Origin of the sequence: Streptomyces sp. CB01881 (genome assembly GCF_002953255.1) — a bacterium.
Taxonomy (GTDB): Bacteria; Actinomycetota; Actinomycetes; order Streptomycetales; family Streptomycetaceae; genus Kitasatospora.
Window position 1 is genome coordinate 2,273,314 of the sequence record NZ_CP026498.1, and the last position, 18,762, is coordinate 2,292,075.

Sequence of the window (18,762 nt, forward strand, 5' to 3'; positions counted from 1 at the left end):
TCTTCTGCGGCTTGACGCCCCGTCCGACGTTCCAAACTCTAGCCCATCACCGCTCCGAGAAGCGAATCCGGCCGCAATCCATATAAACGGACACGCCGAATAAGACCCGAGCCGCACCGCCGAAAAAGGCAAAGCACGACCCAGCCCGAACCGGGAAGTGATGTTTCCAGGGATTGGCCGCCCCGGGACCGTCCGCGCCGATGCGTGTCCGGTGCTCCCTGCCGAGCGACCAGGTAACACTACGCCTACTCGGCCGCTCAGGCAAAGCCCGGCCCGGACAGGAACCCGAGCAGGTCGAACTCCCCCGGCGACGGCGACCCCTCGCGGTGCAGGTCGGCGAGCATGGCGGCCACCGCGGCGGTGACGGGCTCGGTGTGGGTCCGTTGCTCGGCCCAGCGCCAGTCGCCGTCGGGGTTGACCTCCAGGAAGACCGGCTCGCCGGCGCTGATCAGGAAGTCGAACGCGCCGTACCGGAGCGACATCGCCGCGGCGAGGGTCCTGGTGGCGGCGACCACCGCCGGGGGCGGCGCCACGGAGCGGACGTCCAGCCGGTCGGGGGCGAGCCAGGGATCGGCGGGTGCGTCCTTGCCGACCCGGAAGGCGTGGATCCGGCCGGCCACGTAGTAGACGCGCAGCTCCGCCTCGTGCTCGACGTACTCCTGCACGATCACGGGCGGCCCGGGGCTCGGCCCGGCGGACAGGCCGTGCCGGTCGACGACGACGGGGAAGACGCCGTTCAGCCGGCCGGGCGCGGACTCGACGAAGTGGTGGTGTGCGGCCTTGACGACCAGCCGCGGACAGTCGAACTCGTCACGGGCGCGGCGCGGGTCCGTGGTCAGCATCGTGCGCGGCACGGCGACCCGGTGGCGCCGGGCGATCTGGAGCTGGGAGAGCAGTCCGGGGCGGCCCGGGTGGATCGCCGTCCGGGCGATCGTGGCCAGCTGACCGGCCGCGGCCTGCCAGGACTCCCGTAGGAAGAGGGTGTGGGCCGCGTCCTCGGTGCTCTCGATCGCGGACACTGCGAAGTGCCTGATCCAGGTCACGGTGGGGGTCAGCCAGCGGCCGTTCAGACGAGCCGCCCGGCCGTCGGGGGCGACGACCAGGTCCGCGGCGACGAGTTCGTCGGCGTTCAGCCGGGCCGATCGGATTCCCTCGGCCCCGAGCAGGTTCTGCACCGCGTCCGCCTCGCCGTCGCACGCGCGGCTGAGGAACAGCACGCACGGCACGGGCCGGGGCCTGACGTCGACGACCTGGGTGGGTTGCGCGAGCTGCGCGAGAAAGGCCGCACGGGCGTCAGCCACGGGCGTCACCCGTCACCGAGGCCCCGCCCGCCGGCCGACCCCCCGGCCTTCGGTTCACCCGCCGTCGGCTCGCCCGCCGTCGGTCCACCCGCCATCGCCTCGCCGGCGAGCAGCTCGTCGGCCATCACCAGGAGCTTGGTCACCGTCGCGCCCACCTGCTCGGAGGCGAGCGGAAGCCGCTCCGCCACTCGTTCCAGCAGGGACAGGTCGAGCCGCGCGGTCCGGTCCTTCGCTGCCCGGGCGCCGAGGTCGGCGTCCCGTGACCGGAGCTGGACGAGCAGCTCCAGCACCGTCGCCATCTCGGTCGCGAGCAGCCCGAGGGAGGCCATGTCGCCGAGGTCGCAGCGCTGCCGGCTGTCCCGGTCCAGTACTTCGAGCACACCGACGCAGTCGCCCTCGCAGATGAGCGGGGCGGCCATGATGCTGCGCGGCACGTAGCCGGTGGACTCCGCCGCTCTTCGGGAGAAGCGGGCGCTGTCCGCCACGTCGTCGATCACCACGGGCTGGCCGGACACCATCGCCCAGCCGGCGATCCCGGTGCCGTTGGGGAACCTGGTGCCCAGCAGGTGCTGCTCGCCCTCGCCCGCCACCGCCTCGAAGACCAGGTCCCCGTTCGCCTGGTCCACCAGGAGCACGGAGGCGGCGGCCGCGCCGAAGACGCTGCGGGCGACCTCCACGATCGACTGGAGCAGTCTGCGCTGCGGGAGATCGGCACTTTCCAGCGGGTCAGTCGACACGCGCACCTCCATCGGGTACGGCAACGTTCTCGGCGGCCAGGTAGAGGACGGACTTGAGCTGGAACGGCGTGAGCGAGCGGTGCTTGCTGAGGATGAGCGCGCAGATGCCCGCGATGTGCGGGGTCGCGAAGCTGTTCCCGGTGCTGAGCAGCTGCCGGCCGCCCGGCCCGGCCACCGGCACGCGGACGCCCCGTGCGTAGAACTCGACCGGTGGTGAGGGGTTGTAGTAGTAGGTCATCGGGTTGGGGCTGTCGTGGCTGGCCACCGAGATGACCGAGGCGAACGGCCACGGGTAGCTGCGCACCGGCATGTTGTGGGCCGACGCGACGATGACGCAGCGCCGGAAGTAGGCGTGGTCCGACAGGTCGCGCAGGGCGTCGCGGAAGTCGGGCTTCGTCGTCGAGAGGCTCATGTTGATGACGTCGAACCCCTCCTCGATGGCCCAGGTCAGTCCGGTGAGCAGGGCGGCCCCGCTGCCGTGCCGACCGCTGGACAGGACGCGTACCGAGGTGAGCGACGCCGCCGGGGCGATGGACCGGATGACGCTCGCGCAGGCCGTGCCGTGCCCCGCCGCGTCGCCGGGTTCGGTCGGTGCGACGGTGAGGTCGCCGTCCTCGCCGGGGATCACGTCCAGGGAGCGGTCGATCCCGCCGACGAGCGGGTGGTCGGCGTCGACACCGCTGTCGAGCACGCAGACCCGGACCCCGGAGCCGTCCGCACCGCCCCAGGCCCACTCCTGGGTGACCGGGCCGAGCGGGCTCACGTCGAAGGGCTCCTGCGGTACCACGGAGACGGGCATGCTCCACGCGGGGACGCCGGGGAAGTGGTCGCGCGGCGGCCTGCGCCACGGCGGGACGTCAGTCACGGGCACCACCGGATCCACAGGCACCCGCACCACCGGAATCGCCGGCACCAGCAGCACCCACGGCACTACTGGCACCACCAACACCAGCAGCGCCACCGGCACCACCGGCATTCCCCGCACCGAGCCACTCGCGGACCCGGCCGGCCGGCAACGTGGCACCCTTCGCCTCGAACCTCCGCAACGCCTCGGCCCCTTCCTCCGTCGCCCGGCCGGTCATCCCGGCCGCTCTGAGCACGATCGCCAGATCGAAGAGCGTCTCCCCGGTGAGGCACAGGTCGTCCGACCCGGCCGCCAGGGTCCGCGCCGCCGTCGCCTCCGCCACCGCCTCCTCGTGACACCCCCGGGCGGACGCGATCCGGCCGCGCAGTGCGGCCGTCCCGAGCCTGACCCGCACGCTCTCGGACGCGCCCGCCAAGTCGAGCCGGTCGAGGGCCGACGCGGCGGCGGCCACCCGGCCCTGGGCGAAGAGCTCCTTGGCGATCGCGACCTCGGTGTTGCGGGAGTCCGGGGCGTGCTCGGTGGTGCGCAGCACGCCGAGGCTCTGCCGGTACCGCGCCTCGGCCACGTCGTGGGCGCCGGCCAGCGACTCCACGAAGCCGGAGGCGTCCAGCACCACCGCGTCGGCCAGGTCGAGGTGCACGTCGCGGGAGTACGTCAGCGCGTCGGCGAGGGTGTGCCGGGCGCCGTCGATGTCGCCGCCGAGCACCTCCAGGTGTGCCCTGGTCACCAGCACCGGGATGAGCAGGGTCCGGCTGGCGGCGAACCGGTGGGAGAGCATGGCGCACAGCTCCAGCCCGGTGGCGACGCGCGTCGGTGCCCACTGCGCCAGTTCGCAGACCGCGCAGAGCAGCCGGTCCTCCTCGTAGCGGTCGTTCATGGCCCGGGCCCGCTTCAGCGCGTGACCGAACGAGGCCTCCGCGGAGGCCGTCCGCTCCGCGATCAGTTCGAGGTGGGCCTGGAGCTGGTGCAGCCGGCACCGGCTGAGGTCGTCCCCGGGGTCGCGTTCCAGTGCCGCCGCGATCGCCGCCGCGTCCGCCGCCACGGACTCGGCCGGGGCCAGGCCGAGCCGGAGCGTGACGATGGCGCGCTGGATCGCGCAGGTGACCGCGGCGCGGCGGTCCCCCGGCAGCGCGGCCTCGGCGGCAGCGAGTGCGCCGCGGCAGCGCTCCTCGTCCTGGAGCCAGAGGCCGGCATCGCAGACGTGCAGCGCGAGCGCCGTGTGGCGGGGATCGCCGTCGGGCAGCAACGCGCGCCCCCGCTCCAGCAGTTGGACGGCTGCCGGCAGGTCCTTGCGGGCCAGGGCGTTCATGCCCTCCGCGATCAGGGTGTTCGCCGCCGGCCCGGCCAGCGCGGGCGGTTGGGGGTCGCCGGGGCGCAGCTGCCTGCGCAGGCGGCTGGTGGCCTCGACGTGGTAGACGACGGCCATCGCGTCCTGTGGGTGCTCGCGGGAGTAGCACTCGGCCAGGAAGTCGTGCCAGCGCTCGCGACGCGTCTTGGGGGTGAACTCGTAGGCGGTGTCGCGCAGCAGGGCCTGGGCGAAGCGGACGGTCCCGGCCGGGCCGCGTTCGAGGACGCGCCTGCGGGCCAGCCTGGCCATCGCCTCGTCGGTCGCGGCGGGGTCGATGCCGTCCGCCTCGGCCATCACCCGGAGCAGGTCCCGGGTGAACTCGCGCCCGATCACCGCGGCGAGCTCCAGCAGGCTGCGCTCGGTGCCGGGCAGCTGGTCCAGCCGGGCACCCAGCATCGCCTGGATCGTGGGCGGGACCTGGGTGCCGGGGGCGGTCTCGGCGAAGACGTCCATGAGCTGCTCCGCGAAGAGCGGATTGCCGTCGCACAGCGTGGCGACCCGGCTGTTCACCTCCTGGTAGTCCTGCGGGTAGACCTCGCCCCGCAGCGCCAGCTGCTCCACCAGGGCGGCCGTCTGATCGCCGGTCATCGGACCGAGCTCCAGCGTCGTCGCGCAGGGCTTCCCGCCGCCCCAGGTGCTGCGGATGTCCAGCAGTTCGGGGCGGGCGACGCACAGCAGGAGGACGGGGACGTCGTGCAGCCAGGTCGCGACCTCGTCGATGAGGTCCAGCAGGGTCTCCTCCGACCAGTGCAGGTCGTCCCAGACCATGACGACGGCCCCGGACCGGCCGAGGGCCTCCAGGAGGTGGCGCACGGCCCAGGCGATGTCCTCGACGCCGACCTGGCCGCCGGAGCTGCCGTCCTGGTCCACGACCAGGCCGAGGGTGTGCGCCACGAGGCCGTGCGCCGACGCCGCGCCGCCCGGCTCGGAGCCCGGCGGCTCGGAGCCCGGCGGCTCGGAGCCCGGCGGATCGGGGCGCGCGGGATCGGGGCCCGGCGGCTCGGGGCGCGCGGGACCGGGGCCCGGCGGCTCGGGGCGCGCGGGACCGGAAGGGGCAGGTGCGGAAGGGCCGGGATCGGAGCCGGCCTCCAGGAGCCGGGTGAGCGCCGGCCAGCCGCCGGGGAGCGAGCCGAGCATCTCGGCCAGCGGCCGGTAGGTGATCCCCCGGCCGTAGGCCGAGCAGCGTCCGGACAGCACGGTGACCTCGCCGTCCGGCAGGGTGGCGAGGAACTCGCGCACCAGGCGCGACTTTCCGATCCCGGGAACGCCGACCACGGTGGCCAGACAGACCTGCCGCCGCTGCCGGGCCCGCCGGAAGCTGCGCTCCAGCTCTTCCAGTTCGTCGTCCCGGCCGATGAACGGGGTGACCGGCCCGGGGCCGTCGGCGACCAGCACCGGGGCGGTGACCCGCCAGGCCGGCACGGGGCGGGCCTTGCCCTTCAGCCGCAGCGGTGCGACGGGCTCGATGCCGACCTGCCACCGCACCACGGCCGCGGTGTCGGCGCAGACCAGCACCTCGCCCGGCCGGGCGGCCGTCTGCAGCCTGGCGGCGGTGTTGACGGCGTCCCCGACGACCCGGAAGTCGTCCCCCGGCCTGGTGATCACCACGACGTCGCCCGTGCAGATGCCGGCCCGCGCCTCCAGCTCCACCTGGTACTCGGCGCTGAGTTCGGCGGTGAGCCCGGCCAGCGCCGCGAGCGCCCCGGTGGCGGCGCGCACAGCCCGTACCGCGTCGTCCTCGTGGGCGACGGTGGCGCCGAAGACGGCGAGGATCGCGTCGCCGATGAACTTCTCGACCACTCCGCCGTGTTCGGCGATGCAGGCCCCGCAGCTCGCGAAGTAGCGGTCCATGACCTGCCGCAGCGGTTCCGGGTCCAGGCGTTCCGCGAGCGCGGTCGAGCCGACGATGTCCAGGAAGAGCATGGACACCTTCTTGCGCGTCTCGCGCGGTGCGGCGCCGGCCGCCAGCAGCGCGCCGCAGCCGGCGCAGAAGCGGTCGGCGTCGGCGGCTTGGCGTCCGCACGCGGGGCAGTTCACCTGGTGCCCTTCAGGGTGGGCTCGGCCGGCCCCGGACCGGGCTGGTCGCCGGGCTCGTCTCCGGGCTCGTCGCCGGACGCGCCGCCGGGCTCGTCGTCCGTGTCCGGCCGGGCCTGGTCGGGCCCGGCGGACGGCGCGGCGTCCGGTCCGGGGAGGGCGAACCGCGCGCAGACGCCCGCGAGCACGACGACGAGCCCGGAGACCGCGAAGATCGTGTCGATCGGGCCGAACCGCACACCGGCGACCGAACCGCTGAAGTCCCGCAGGCCGCTGCCGGCGAGCCAGCCCGCCAGCGCCGCCGTCAGCATCGCCGCCAGCCGGGTGACCGGGTAGAACACGGCGAGCACCCGGCCCCGGAACTCCGCCGGGGTCGCGGCCAGCAGCAGCGGTGCCATGGCGGTGTTCAGCATGGTGATCGGCAGGATGAAGACGAACAGCACGGCCACGGCGCCCGAGAAGGCGGTCTGCCGGGAGTACAGGACCAGCAGGGCGCCGCTGACCATCAGGCCGATCCAGGTCGTCCGCCGGGCGCCGATCCACTTCACCACCCGGCCCGAGGCCAGCGCGCCGACGATCCCGCCGATCCCCGTCGCCATGCCGAGGTAGCCGTACAGCTGGGCGGAGGCGTGCAGGTTCCCGGTGGCGAAGAAGACGTTCAGGGTGGACAGGGCGCCGACCCCGAGCTGGCCGACCACGGTGAGCAGCAGCAGCGCCACCAGGAAGCGGCTGCGCACGAAGAACTGCAGGCCCGCCTTGAACTCCTTGACCAGGCCGGGGCGTTCGGCGCTCGGCCGGTCCCGGCCGACGGCCGGCGCCGGCGGCGTGATGTCCACCGACCGGATGGCGATGTACGACACCAGGTAGGAGGCCGCGTTGAAGAACAGCGCCCACTGGATGCCGACCGTGAAGAGCAGCGGCGCGGCGAGCGGCGGCCCGATGATCCAGGCGGTCTGGGCGGTCGCCTGGGCGATGCCGGCCGCGCGGGCCCGGTCGGCGTCGCCCGTGACGAACTCCGCGACGACCGCGAACCGCGCCGGGGTGAAGAACTGGCTGGCCGCGTTGAGGACGAGCACGGTCGTGTAGATCAGGCCGAGCCACACCCCGACCGGGAGGTCCTCGGCCGGGAGGAACGCGACGGCGGTCAGCGCGGCCACCAGAGCGCCGCGGATCACCTCGGTGCCGAGCATGGTGGCGCGTTTGTCCCAGCGGTCGACGAAGACGCCCGCGAGCGGCCCGACGAAGAGCACGGCGGCGCTGGTCGCCAGCACGACGCCGCTGACCGCCTGCGGCCCCCACGGCTTCCCCTTGGCCAGCACGGTGGCCACCCAGAGCACGAGGGTCGTGCTGAACACGGCGTCCCCGACGGAGGAGACGGCCTGGCCGAACCAGAGGCGGGTGTACTCGCGGTTGATGAGGGTCGGCCGGAATGTCATGCGGCACCCGCCGGGGCGACGAGCAGCGTCATCATCGCGGTGACCAGGGTGGTGTGGTAGGCCTTCGCGAAGAACGCCCCGGCCGGCCCGTCCGCCGTCACCCGGGTGCCGGCGGACCGCCCGGGGATCGCGCCGTCGCTCTGCTGGGCCCGGGCCAGGCAGGCGACGGCTGCCGTGCCCCAGGGGGTGCGCAGCGGCTCCAGGCCCAGGCAGACCTGCGTCAGCAGGAGCTCCGCGGCCAGGTCCCACCAGTCGCGCCGGACACAGTGCTCCAGCAGCCGGCGGACCAGCTCCGCCGCGTCCGCCAGGGCGTCGGCGGACAGCCCCGCGCCGGTCCGGCCGAAGTCGCTCAGGTAGAAGCTGGAGTGCGTGACGGCGTACGCCTCCGGGACGGTGACCGGCGCCTCGCCGTCCGGCACCGCGCGTTTCGCCGCCTCGGCGGGCAGCGTGACGAGGACGTTCCGCGCGACGAGCTCCTCGTAGGGCTCGACGGTGTGCCGCACGCCGGCCTTGTCGGCGTAGTACCGCAGCTCCAGCCGCTGGTAGGGCGTCCTCCCCCGCGGTGACAGGTCGTCGGCGGCCAGCCGGGCGAGTACGGCCCGGCACGGCCGGTCGTCGATGCCGTCGGGGGCCAGCGCGGCGTAGACCAGCCCGTAGTAGGCGGCGCAGCGGGGGTCGGCGGTGACGAGCCGGGGGAAGTCCGGGTGCTGCCAGAGCGTGCGGACCCGCGCCGTCACCCGGGCGAGCCGGGGGTCGTCGCCGGTGTCCACCCGGGCCCAGCAGTGGCGGAGCAGCGCCAGCTCCAGCGCGGCCTTGGCCTGCGCGTACGACGTCTCGTGCTCCGGGTGGCCCGGGCCCGCCGCGTACGGGTCGAAGCGGTCCAGGTTCCGCTCCAGCCAGGCGAGGGTGCCGGCGGACAGCCGGTGGAGGTCCGGTGGCATGGCATCCGATGGCATGGCTACAGGCGCCCCGTCTCGTCGAGGTAGTCGAGCAGGGCCGCGTCCACCGTGTCGTGGAAGGCCGCGAGCGTGCGCCGGTCGTCCGCGCGCCGGTAGAGGTCCTCGCAGCCGACCCAGCGTTCCCTGGTCACTGCGCCGGGCAGGTATCCGCCGGTGATCGTGCCGACCTCCCAGTCGGTCCGGCCCGCGGTCTCCCAGCAGCTCGCCAGTGTGCCGTCCGCGCTGACCACCGCACCGAAGCGGCCGTCGTCGTAGCCGCAGGTGACGCACGGGCGGTGGGCCTGCGGGCGGGTCACGGTGAAGCCGAGGTCGAGGGCGCGGCGCTGCCAGCGGGTGAAGCGGGCCGACAGGTCGCGGGTGTGCTGGAGGTCGTTCCCGTAGCCGATGCCGACGTCCCCCACCTGGGCGAAGTACAGGCTGCAGCGCTCGGGGTCGAGCTCCGCGGCGAGCCGGCCGATCAGCGCGTCGACCCCCTGGTGGGTCTCCTGGGAGACGTTGACCCGAAGGGTCCACCGCAGCGGGGAGGCCTCGGAGGCCCGGACGAGGTTGCGGACGATCGTGTCGTAGGTCCCGCCGCCGTCGGCCCGCCGGATCCGGATCCGGTCGTGGTCGGGGCGGTCGCCGTCGAAGCTGACCTGGACGGAGCGGAGCCGGAGGTCGGCCAGCCGGGCGGCCAGGGCCGGGGTGAGCAGCGTGGCGTTGGAGATCATCCAGGCGGACGCCAGTCCGTGGTCGGCCGCCCGTTCCAGCAGTTCCAGGCAGCCGCGCGGGTTGAGCAGGGGCTCCCCCCCGAAGAGCAGGACCCGAAGCTCCTCCACGCCGGCGGCGGCCATCTGCCGGTCGGTGAAGTCGAGGATCGAGCCGATGGTCCGCGAGGTCAGGCGCGTCCGGGCGATCCGCGGCGGCCGGCTGCCGCCGTCCGGGTCCTGGCCGGTGTTCTGGAAGCAGTAGCCGCAGCCCAGGTTGCACTGGGTGCTGGTGAGCACGGTCAGCGAGTAGCTGCGCGGGAGTGCGGTGGTCAGCAGGCCGTGCTCGCGCAGTCGGCGTTCGGTGGCGGGCCGCAGCCGTCCCTCGGCGGTCAGCTGTCCGTCGCGCAGGCGGGCGAGCCCGCCGCCCGGGCCGAGGAACCACCAGTTCCGCTCGCCGCGGAGGATGCGCGCGCCGGCGACGTGCCCGGTGAGTTCGTCGGCCTGGACCCGGGTCACCGCGCCCCCCGGACGGCCGGCGACCGCTCCTCGGCGTCGTCCGCCCCGTCGGGGCGCCCGTGCAGGACGGTCAGCGTGGCGAGGGCGGTCACCACGGTCGACTGGTAGGCCTTGCGGAAGAACTCCACGGTGGTCGCCGCCGTGTCCGCCCGGTCGTCGGCGGACCGTCCGGGGATGGCGCCGCCGGGCGACTGGACCGCGGCGAGCATCCGCAGCCCGGCCGCCCCGGACTGCGTGCGCAGCGGGTCGAGGCCGAGGCAGTGCTGCGCGAGCACCAGCTTGCCGGTCAGGTCCCACTCCCCGCGGCGTACGGTCGCCTCGGTGAGCCGGCAGACCCGGTCGCGGGCGTGCTCCAGGGCCGCGCCGGTCAGCGCGACGGTGCGCGGGTCGTCCGGGTCGGGGGCGCGGAAGCCGAAGTCGGTCAGGTGGAAGACCGTGTGGGTCACGTCGCAGACGTCCAGCTCGTCCAGCGGCCGGTCGTCCCCGTGCCGGGCCAGCCGGCCGGCCTCGTACAGCTCCCGGTAGGGGCGCAGACTGTGCCGGACCCCGGCGAGGTCGGCGTAGTACCGGGTCTCCAGGCTGCCGAAGGGCGACTGCCGGCGCGGGGTCAGGAGGCCGCCGGCCGCCACGTCGGCGAGCACGGCCGGGTGCGGGCCGTCGGTGATCCCGGCGGGTGCCAGCGCGCCGTACGCCAGCCGGAACTGCCACGCGTAGCGTGGTTCGGCGGCGAGCAGGAGCGGGAAGCCGGGGTCGCGCCAGACGCGTCCGAGGGTCCCGGTGACCTCCGCCAGGCCGGGGTCCCGCGGCGCGACCCGTTCCCAGGAGCGGCGCAGCAGGGCGAGCTGCAGCAGGGCCTTGACCCGCGGGGTGAGCGGCAGCTCGGCACGGCCCGACGGCGAGTCAAGGAAGCCTGAGTGGAGGCGTATCCAGTGCAGCGCCCCCGTCGACAGTTTCGCCACGACCGCTGTGCCCAGGCCGGCTGATCGCGTACCCATGGTTCTCCCGGTTCTGTGTGGAGGTTGCTGACGGCCGGGCCGCCCGCTCGATGGCATCGGCCGCGCGGGCGGCGCCGTCCGCCGCGGCCAGCCGGCGGCCGAGCCCGCGGGCGCGCCCGCGCAGCGCGTCGTCCCGCCAGGCCGCTTCGAGCAGCCCGGACGGGTTCGGCTCGGCCGTCCTCGGGACGTGCACGGCCACGCCGGCGCGGAGCAGGGCGCCGGCGAGCAGCGGCTGCTCGGAGCCGTTGGGCGAGACGCCGAGGGCCCGGCCGCGCAGCAGGGCGGCGAGCACCGGGGCGGACGTGCCGTTGGTGAGCACGAGGCCGGCCAGGTCGACGAGCGGCCCCAGCCACGGCTTGCGGACGAGCAGGATGTCGGCCCCGGGAGCGGGTCGCGGGTCGGTCGACCGTCCCTGCTCGACGACGGCCTGGAACGGGCCGCCGGTGAAGGCCGCGTTGAGGCGGGGCCACGGGGAGCCGCCGCCGAAGAAGCGGCCCAGGTGGACGTAGACGACGGGCTTGCCGGAGCGCTCCAGGTGGGCCCGGATCTCCGCGAGTTCGGCCCGGTCGGCCGCGGGCTCCCAGGCGAGCGGGCCGACGTGGTGCACCCGCTCGGGCAGCACCGCGCCGGGGTACTCCAGTTCGGGGTCGCCGCGCAGCAGCAGCGCCTCGCCGAGCAGCGGGCCGGCGCAGGGGTGCGAGGCCCACCGGGACGGCCGCCCGGCCAGTCCGGCCTGCTCCCGGGTGGCGGCATACAGGTCCAGGCACTCGTGGGTGCGGTTCTCCCTGGTCCGGCCGAACTGCGGCTCGCCCTCGCCGCCGCTGCGGTAGTCCCACAGGTGGACGGAGAGTCCGATCACCGCGACCGGGATGTCGAGCGTCTCGGCGGCGAGCAGCGCGCCGTTGCACAGCACCGAGGTGACCAGCAGGTCGGCCCGGGCCTGCCGGGCGGCACGGACGACCGCCCGGTACTGCGCCGCCCCGGTGGGGCCCCACCAGGTGGCGGAGAAGGCCCGCCGGCCGCCGAAGTCCTCCGCCGCCGCGAACGGCAGGCCGGCCTCGGCCACGAGGGGTGCGGCGGAGGACCGGCCGAGCACGCTGACCCGGTGGCCCCGACGCCGCAGCTCGTGCCCGGCCGCGATCGCCGGGTAGAGGTAGCCGCCGTCACTGAGCGGGCAGAGCAGGATGTTCACGGGGCCTCCGGGCCGGAGCGGTCGGGCCGACGGGCGGGCACCGAGCGGGCCGCCCGGACTCCGGCGACTCGCGCCAATGACCGGGTGGCCCGCTCGGTCCTCATGGCTCGACGTTCAGGTCAGAGCGCCGAGCTGTTGTTGACGACGCACCAGTCCTCGACGGCTTCGTCGGCGGGCACCCCGTGCGCGACGACGTCGACGTCCTCGTCCTCGGCCTCGGTCGGCTCCGGGTTGATGTCCTCGGGCATGCTGTCCTCCTCTGCGGTGGCGGCGTCCGCTACGCCGGTCCGAGAGAAAAGGTAGGAATCCTTGGTATGACAGCGGCTGGTCGGCGGTTTGATATCGGTATGACGATCGGTCAGTGGTGGGCCACCGGTACGGAAACCGGCCTGGACACCGGTACGGACACCGGCATCACCACCGACATCGGCATCGGCATCGCCACCGGCCCCGGCGCCGGCAGTGGCATCCGGTCGGTCGCCCGGGCCACCATCTCCCGGGCGAAGGCGTACGGCAGCGCCGGCATCTCGTAGCGCACGGTGTGGGCCAGCCCCTCCACGTTCGGGACGGTGAGGAGGCTGGCCTCCAGCAGGTGCTCCAGCACCGGCACCGCCGAGTCCGGGTCGGTGTCCAGCACGGCGGCCGCCTGTTCCAGCGTGAACACCGGCTCCGCGAGCAGGCCGAGGCGCAGCACCGCCCGGTGCGCGGCCTCGGGGAGGTCCCCGATCGACTCCGCCAGCCGGGCGCGGACCGCCAGATCGCCCCCGCACAACTCGTCCAGCAGCGGACGGGTGCCCGCCATCCGCGCGCCGTACTCCCGCAGGGGCACGTGCCGCAGGAAGGCCAGCCGGTCGGCCGCCAGCCGGACCCCGAGCGGCAGCAGCCCGGCCGCCCGGACGATCCGCCCGGCGGACTCCCGGTCCGCCTCGACCCGCTCCCGGCCGATCACCCGGCCCAGGAACTCCACCGCCTCCTCCGCCGGGAAGGTCGAGAGCCGGATCCGCTCCGCCCCCTCCAGGCCGATCAGCCCGGGCCGGGCCGTCACCACGACCGCGCTCTCCCCCGCCTCCGGCAGCAGCGGCCGGACCTCGCACTCGCGCCGCGCGTCGTCGACGACGACGAGTGCCCTGCGTCTGGAGAGCCAGAGCTGCCAGGCCCAGCGCGGGTCCGGCGGGCCCGGCGGCTCGGGCGGGCCGGGCGAGGCCGCGGCCAGCAGCTGCCGCACCACGTCCTCCAGCGGCCGCAGCCTCCCGTCCTCGCCCCGGAGCCGCACGAACAGCCGGCCGTCCGGGAACCGCTCGCCGAGCCGGTGCGCGACGTGGACGGCGAGCGCCGTCTTGCCCGCGCCGAGCGGGCCGGTCACCACGGCCAGCCGGTTGCCGCCCCCGGCCAGTGCGTCCGTCAGGCGCCGGGCGGCCGCCGCCCGGCCGGTGAAGGCCGGCGGGTCGCCGGGCAGCAGGTTCGGGGGCGCCTCCCGCCGCGGGCGGGGTGCCGGCGCCCGCGGCTCGGCGGGCACCTGCTCGCACAGCAGCGACCCGTAGAACCGGGCCAGTGCCGGGCTCGGGGGCAGTCCCAGCTCGTGCGCCAGGGACTGGCGCAGCTCGTCGTAGACCGCCAGCGCCTCGGAGCGCCTCCCCGCCCGGCACAGCGCCGTCATCTGCAGCATGCGCAGCCGCTCCCGGAACGGGTGCTGCTGGGCGAGCTCGGTGACGCGCTCGACCGCCGCCGGCCCGCCGCCGGCCGCGATCTCCGCCTCCAGCCAGTCCTCGAAGACCCCGAGGAAGCGCCGGTCCAGGCGCTGCGCGGCGGCGTCGATCAACGGCACGTCCCGGAACCCGTCCAGCGCCTGACCGCGCCACAGCTCCAGGGCCTCGGTCAGCGCGCCGGCCCGGGCCCGCTGCTCGAAGCGGAGCGAGTCGAGCTCGCCGGGCGCCGCGTGGAGCACGTACCCGCCGCTCTGGTGGCTGATCCGGGTGCCGGTCTGCGCACCGACCAGCCGGCGCAGCGCGGAGACGTACACCTGGATGTTCTTGCGGGCCGTCCGCGGCGGCGCGTCGTCCCACAGCGCCTCGACCAGTGCGTCGAAAGAGACCCGGGTATTCGCATGGCACAACAGAGCCACCAGGAGAATCTGCTGTTTCCGCGATCCCGGGTCCACCGGACAGTCGTTCTCCAGCACCTGCAAAGGGCCGAGAATCCCGAAACCGAAAGCCATCTCACGCCAACTTGATGGCGGTGGAATGCCCTTCTACCTCGGCGTCGGAAACCGCGTCCAGCCGCTGTTTGACGGAGTTGAGGATCGCCACCTCGTCCTCGCTGAGCTGGGAGAGAACGTCCCGCTGTTCGGGCGTCAGCAGGTCGACCGGGTTTCCCGCCTGCCGAAGGGCGGCGAGGGCGTCAAAGGTCATATTTCCCCTCCTGTGTCGTGTGCCCCGACATCATCGCCCGCCGCCCCGGCGACGTCCATGAGACTTTCGGGCCATAATTCCCCGCCCCCCGGCGACGACGCGACGATCAATGCGAAGAGTCCCGCCTGAAGCCTTGACCTGAACCCCAGCTTCGCCAGGATCGCGGTGACGAAACGCTTGACCGTGCGTTCGCTGATCTGCATTTCCCGGGCTATCGACCGGTTGTCGTAGCCGAGGCCCAGCAGCCGCAGGACGGCCCGCTCCCGAGGGGTGAGGTCCCGGCTGAGCGGCAGCGCCGCCGCCAGCGGTCCCGGCAGCCCGGACCGCCGCCGTGCCCCGCAGGCCGGGCACACCGGAGCGGACGCCCCGCCTCCCCCGGTCAACGCAGCCGCGCGTCGGGACACCACAGGGACGGTCTTCCTCCACCGGACATCAACAGGATCCCCCCTCGAAGCACACGACCGCGCTGCCCTCATGCTGACGCCACACCCCCACCCCGGCAAGAGGGCGTACCAGCCCGAATGTCGCCAACATCGCGGCTGGGAAACGGGTTTGGGACAGGCGTCGGCGCCTGGTGGGGGTGGTGCGGCACGGCCGGCCGCCGGGCGGTCGCGGGCCGGCGCCGTCGCGCCCCGGGGCCGGTGCGCGGGGGCGGCCGGGGCCGGTGCACAGGGCGGGCCGGGGCCGGTGCACGGGGGCGGGCCCTACATCCCGAGGGTGACGCGCCACGCAGACGCCTCCCGGGAGCAGCCCCCGGCCGCGGCCCGGACAGTAGCGTCGTCACCATTGCCCCCGGTGGAAGGCCCGGGGCGGTCGTCGGCCGGCCGCCGATGCGATGGTCCGATGCGATGACGGGAGAACCAGACGCAGTGATCGGTCTGCAGCAGGTGTCCGCGCCACCGGCCGGACCCACGTCCTCCGGCCGGCCGGCGACGCCCCGCGGACACCTCCCTCGGGGGCCCGTCTGGGTGGCGGGGGCGGGCACCCTGCTGGCGGGAGTGCTCTGGGCGCGGTACCTGGCCGGGGTCGGTGGTGACCTCTCCGCCCAGTGGGCGTGGGCCGACTTCGCGGCCCGGAACCCCGGCTCGGCGTACAACCTGTCGTGGTACGGCGGCATGCACCCCGCCTCCTACAGCCTCCTGGCGCCCGCCCTGATGGCACTGCTCGGCGTGCACGCGGCCGCGGTGGCGGCGGCCACGGTCTCCGCGGCCCTGCTGGCGCACCTGGTGGTCCGCGCGCCGGTGCGGCATCCGCTCCCGGCGGCCCTGTGGGGGGCGTTCGCCATGCTCTGCAACACGGCGGCCGGGCGGGTGACCTTCGCCCTCGGCGTCATGTTCGGGCTGGCCGCCGTGGTGGCGGCCGGAGCGGACCGGGTGCCGGCGCGGTGGCGGCTCGCGGGCGCGGCCGGCTTCGCGCTGCTGGCGACGGCCTCCAGTCCGGTGGCCGGGCTGTTCGTCGAGGTCGTGGCGGCGGCCCTGCTGGTCACCGGCCGGCGCGGCTGCGGCTGGGCCCTGGCGGTGCCACCGCCGGCGGTGGTGCTGCTCACCAGCCGGCTGTTCCCCTTCGACGGGATCGACCCGATCTCACTGTCCACCGTGCTGGTCAGCGCCGGCGCCGCGGCGGCCGTCGTGGCCCTCGTCCCCCGGCCCTGGCGGGCGGTCCGGGCCGGCGCCGCGGCCTACGCCCTCGGTGCCGTCCTGACCTGGGCCGTGGCCACCCCGATCGGCGGCAACGTCCAGCGGCTGCCCCTGCTCTTCGCCGGCCCGGTGCTCCTCGCGGCGCTCTGTTCCCGCCCGGGCCGCCGCGAACGCCCTGGCCGGCGGACGGCTGCCCTGACCCTGGCGTTCGCGGCGACCGCCTACTGGACCGTCGCCGCGAACCTCGTCGGCATCCCGGCCACGGTCCCGGACCGGCACGCCGCGCCGCTCCTCGCCGAGCTGGACCGGCTCGGCGCGGACCGCGGCCGGGTGGAGGCCGTCCCGATACTCAACCACTGGGAGTCCTGGGGACTCGTCCCCGCGGCGCAGCTGGCCCGCGGCTGGAACCGCCAGATGGACGTACGGCGCAACCCGCTCTTCTACGACGACACGCTGACCCCGCAGAGCTACCGCGAGTGGCTGCGCCGCTGGGCCGTGCGCTACGTCGCCCTGCCCAGTGGTGACACCGACTCGGCCGGGACCGCCGAGGCCGCCCTGATCCGCGGCGGCCCCGACTGGCTGGAGGAGGTCTGGCACGACGAGAACTGGCGGCTGTACCGCTTCACCGACGCTCTCCCGCTGGCCGGCCCGCCCGCCACGGTGACGCACGCCGACGCCGCCCGGGTGGAGCTCACCCTGTCCGCGCCGGGTCCGGTCGTGGTGCGCGTCCCCTGGTCGCCGTGGCTCTCCGTGCGGGGTCCCGCCGGCTCCTGCCTGGCCCGGGAGGGCGAGTGGACCCGTCTTGAGGCCGCCGCCCCCGGCGACTACCGGATCGACGCCCCCTACGGCTGGTCCCGGGGCACCCCCTGCCGGAGCGGCGGGTAGTCCGCCGGGCGGGCACCACCGCGCCCGGGGCCCGGCCGGGCCCCGGCGGTCAGCCGGCGTGCTCCGGCCCGAGCACGCCCAGCACGACCTCGTCCGCGTGCGGGCGGACGAGGTCCGCCAGGCACTCCTGGGCCTCGCTCATGTGCTCGTCGGACACCGCGGACCGGTCCACCCGCTCCAGCAGGAAGACCACGTTCGCCGACTCCTCGGTGACCTTGGTCGCGTCGGCGTCACGGTGGTTCCAGTGCCGGGTGAGCACCTGCGCGCCCTGGGCGTAGACCACCTCGCCCGGCTTCGGCGCCTCCGGCGCGTCCGGCTCGCCGATGGGGGTGAACAGATCGCCCTCCACGCTGTAGCGGATCACCACGCGACCGGACAGCCGGTCCAGGTCGAACGCGCCGGCCGGGACTCCGTACCGCACCGAGACGAGGTTGTAGGTGTCGACGGCGGGACTGACCCTCGGCAGGACGCCGGACCTCTCCACCCGGCGGGTCAGCGCGTTGAGGCTCGGACGGCTGCGCCGGGGGTTCGTGCCGAACCTGCGGTAGGCCTCGAACCACGAGGCGACGAAGGGGTGTTCCTCGCCGGCGAGCGCCCTGGTCCCGGCCGCCAGCTCGGCCTGCAGCTCATCGATGGCCTGCGCGGTCGCCGGCCACTCCTGCGCGTTCCGCAGCCCCCGGGCCGTGACGAGGCGCACCTGGCAGCCGGGGAAGTCCCGGGAAACCGCCGGATCCAGAACGAAGCCTTCGAACATTGCACTCTCCTCCGCTGGTGCCGCCCGGCACCGCCACCGCCGCGCCGGGGGCCGGGACGACCGCCGGCGGGCTAGGACGCGCCCCTGTTGGGCGTCGGGTCCGACAGGACCCGGTGGCGGGTCCTGAGCCGCTCCGCGTAACCGCTGGGATCGGCCGCGCTCAACGCCTCGTGCACCGACCGGAGACGGTGGTGCGGCGTGCCCGGCCACAGATGATGAACCGTATGGTAGCCGTCGCTGTGCGGGTGGAAGACCCATCGCTGCACCGGCCCGAGGTTGGTCACCGTCGAGTCGAAGACCGTGTCGGCGTCGCTGTAACTGTGCTCGCTGCTCTCGCCGACGAACCTGATCACCGGGAGCGCGATCACGTGCCCCAGGAGCCAGACGGCACAGCCGGTGAGCGCGGCCTGCCGGCCCCACAGCAGGGCCGCCGGGAGCGCGATGGTGAGCAGCGCCCAGAGCACCGGGGCCGCGACGGCGAACAGGTCGTTCGCGGTCTCGGTGATCCAGCTGCGCTGGTAGGCGTACAGCCGCTTCACCAGACCGCGCGAGAAGACGGCCGGCCCGCTGCGGTCGAGCCCCTCGATCCGGTACTCCAGGTAGCGCTGCCGGTCGGGGTCGTCGGCCGTTCCCAGCCGGCTGTGGTGGACGAGGTGACTCTCCCGGTAGCGCGAGATCCGCACACCGGTCGGGACGCAGCTCAGCACTCCGGCGCAGAAGTCGTTCACGCCGCGGTGGTGCCTGCTCCAGTTGAAGTGGCTCGCCTCGTGGAGCATGCACTCCAGGGCGCGGAGCTGGCGGCCGGTCAGGGCGACGGCGGCCAGTCCCACGAGCAGCCCCGCCGCACCGGCCGGGACCGTCGACCACCAGCCCGGCCAGGCCACCAGGAGCGCCACCAGGGGAATGCTGACGTGATCGGAGGAGGCCAGGGCCAGCGAGACGAGGAGCCGCGTGCGGTGCGCCTCGCCGATCACGTTCCGCAATCCCCTGGGCGCCTGATAGCCGC

At 74.7% G+C, this 18,762-nt stretch carries 16 protein-coding genes; 1 reads left to right on the forward strand and 15 read right to left on the reverse strand.

The features are described 5' to 3' along the window. Window positions 1–257: 257 nt before the first annotated feature. The 13 genes from C2142_RS09870 to C2142_RS09925 form a co-directional block, all read right to left on the reverse strand. Window positions 258–1,301 carry a hypothetical protein gene (locus C2142_RS09870; protein WP_148642044.1) on the reverse strand — a complete coding sequence of 348 codons (1,044 nt, stop codon included), beginning with the start codon at window positions 1,299–1,301 and terminating at the stop codon, window positions 258–260. A 5-nt stretch (window positions 1,302–1,306) separates the two neighbouring features. Beyond that, entirely contained in the window at window positions 1,307–2,038 is a 732-nt protein-coding gene (locus C2142_RS09875; RefSeq protein WP_241002480.1) for a GAF domain-containing protein, read from the reverse strand. Then, a complete protein-coding gene (locus C2142_RS09880; protein WP_148642046.1) occupies window positions 2,028–2,903 on the reverse strand; it encodes a S8 family serine peptidase in 876 nt (291 codons plus the stop codon). Before C2142_RS09880 ends, C2142_RS09875 begins: the two co-directional genes overlap by 11 nt. Further along, window positions 2,896–6,288, reverse strand: a complete 3,393-nt coding sequence (locus C2142_RS09885) for an adenylate/guanylate cyclase domain-containing protein (RefSeq protein ID WP_148642047.1) — start codon at window positions 6,286–6,288, stop codon at window positions 2,896–2,898. The genes C2142_RS09880 and C2142_RS09885 overlap by 8 nt, the downstream gene beginning before the upstream one ends. After that, the gene (locus C2142_RS09890) at window positions 6,285–7,721 is read right to left on the reverse strand and encodes an MFS transporter (RefSeq protein ID WP_148642048.1); all 1,437 of its coding nucleotides are present in this window, start codon (window positions 7,719–7,721) and stop codon (window positions 6,285–6,287) included. The genes C2142_RS09885 and C2142_RS09890 overlap by 4 nt, the downstream gene beginning before the upstream one ends. Continuing rightward, window positions 7,718–8,662, reverse strand: a complete 945-nt coding sequence (locus tag C2142_RS09895; RefSeq protein WP_148642049.1) for a hypothetical protein — start codon at window positions 8,660–8,662, stop codon at window positions 7,718–7,720. The genes C2142_RS09890 and C2142_RS09895 overlap by 4 nt, the downstream gene beginning before the upstream one ends. Window positions 8,663–8,679: 17 nt before the next feature. Next, window positions 8,680–9,885: a radical SAM protein gene (locus tag C2142_RS09900; protein ID WP_148642050.1), complete on the reverse strand. Its 1,206-nt coding sequence runs from the start codon at window positions 9,883–9,885 to the stop codon at window positions 8,680–8,682. Further along, window positions 9,882–10,844: a hypothetical protein gene (locus C2142_RS09905; RefSeq protein ID WP_241002481.1), complete on the reverse strand. Its 963-nt coding sequence runs from the start codon at window positions 10,842–10,844 to the stop codon at window positions 9,882–9,884. Before C2142_RS09905 ends, C2142_RS09900 begins: the two co-directional genes overlap by 4 nt. After that, window positions 10,786–12,072 (reverse strand): glycosyltransferase, encoded by a 1,287-nt coding sequence (locus C2142_RS09910; protein ID WP_241002482.1) that lies wholly within the window; start codon window positions 12,070–12,072, stop codon window positions 10,786–10,788. The genes C2142_RS09905 and C2142_RS09910 overlap by 59 nt, the downstream gene beginning before the upstream one ends. A 119-nt stretch (window positions 12,073–12,191) precedes the next feature. Further along, complete coding sequence (locus tag C2142_RS41495; RefSeq protein ID WP_256463626.1) at window positions 12,192–12,320, reverse strand: hypothetical protein; 129 nt, start codon at window positions 12,318–12,320, stop codon at window positions 12,192–12,194. A gap of 110 nt (window positions 12,321–12,430) precedes the next feature. Continuing rightward, window positions 12,431–14,287 (reverse strand): BTAD domain-containing putative transcriptional regulator, encoded by a 1,857-nt coding sequence (locus C2142_RS09915; RefSeq protein ID WP_148642052.1) that lies wholly within the window; start codon window positions 14,285–14,287, stop codon window positions 12,431–12,433. Between the two features lies 1 nt (window position 14,288). Continuing rightward, complete coding sequence (locus C2142_RS09920) at window positions 14,289–14,480, reverse strand: aroma-sacti cluster domain-containing protein (RefSeq protein WP_148642053.1); 192 nt, start codon at window positions 14,478–14,480, stop codon at window positions 14,289–14,291. Next, window positions 14,477–14,956, reverse strand: coding sequence for a LuxR C-terminal-related transcriptional regulator (locus C2142_RS09925; RefSeq protein ID WP_148642054.1), 480 nt, complete (start codon window positions 14,954–14,956; stop codon window positions 14,477–14,479). Before C2142_RS09925 ends, C2142_RS09920 begins: the two co-directional genes overlap by 4 nt. Window positions 14,957–15,448: 492 nt before the next feature. Here C2142_RS09925 and C2142_RS09930 point away from each other — a divergent pair, with 492 nt between their 5' ends. Then, complete coding sequence (locus C2142_RS09930; protein ID WP_148642055.1) at window positions 15,449–17,002, forward strand: MFS transporter; 1,554 nt, start codon at window positions 15,449–15,451, stop codon at window positions 17,000–17,002. 49 nt (window positions 17,003–17,051) lie between these two features. Here C2142_RS09930 and C2142_RS09935 read toward each other — a convergent pair whose 3' ends face one another. Together C2142_RS09935 and C2142_RS09940 are read right to left on the reverse strand one after the other, a co-directional pair. Beyond that, complete coding sequence (locus tag C2142_RS09935) at window positions 17,052–17,756, reverse strand: phenylalanine--tRNA ligase beta subunit-related protein (RefSeq protein WP_148642056.1); 705 nt, start codon at window positions 17,754–17,756, stop codon at window positions 17,052–17,054. 71 nt (window positions 17,757–17,827) lie between these two features. Further along, complete coding sequence (locus C2142_RS09940; RefSeq protein WP_162002436.1) at window positions 17,828–18,730, reverse strand: fatty acid desaturase family protein; 903 nt, start codon at window positions 18,728–18,730, stop codon at window positions 17,828–17,830. Between the last annotated feature and the right edge of the window lie 32 nt (window positions 18,731–18,762).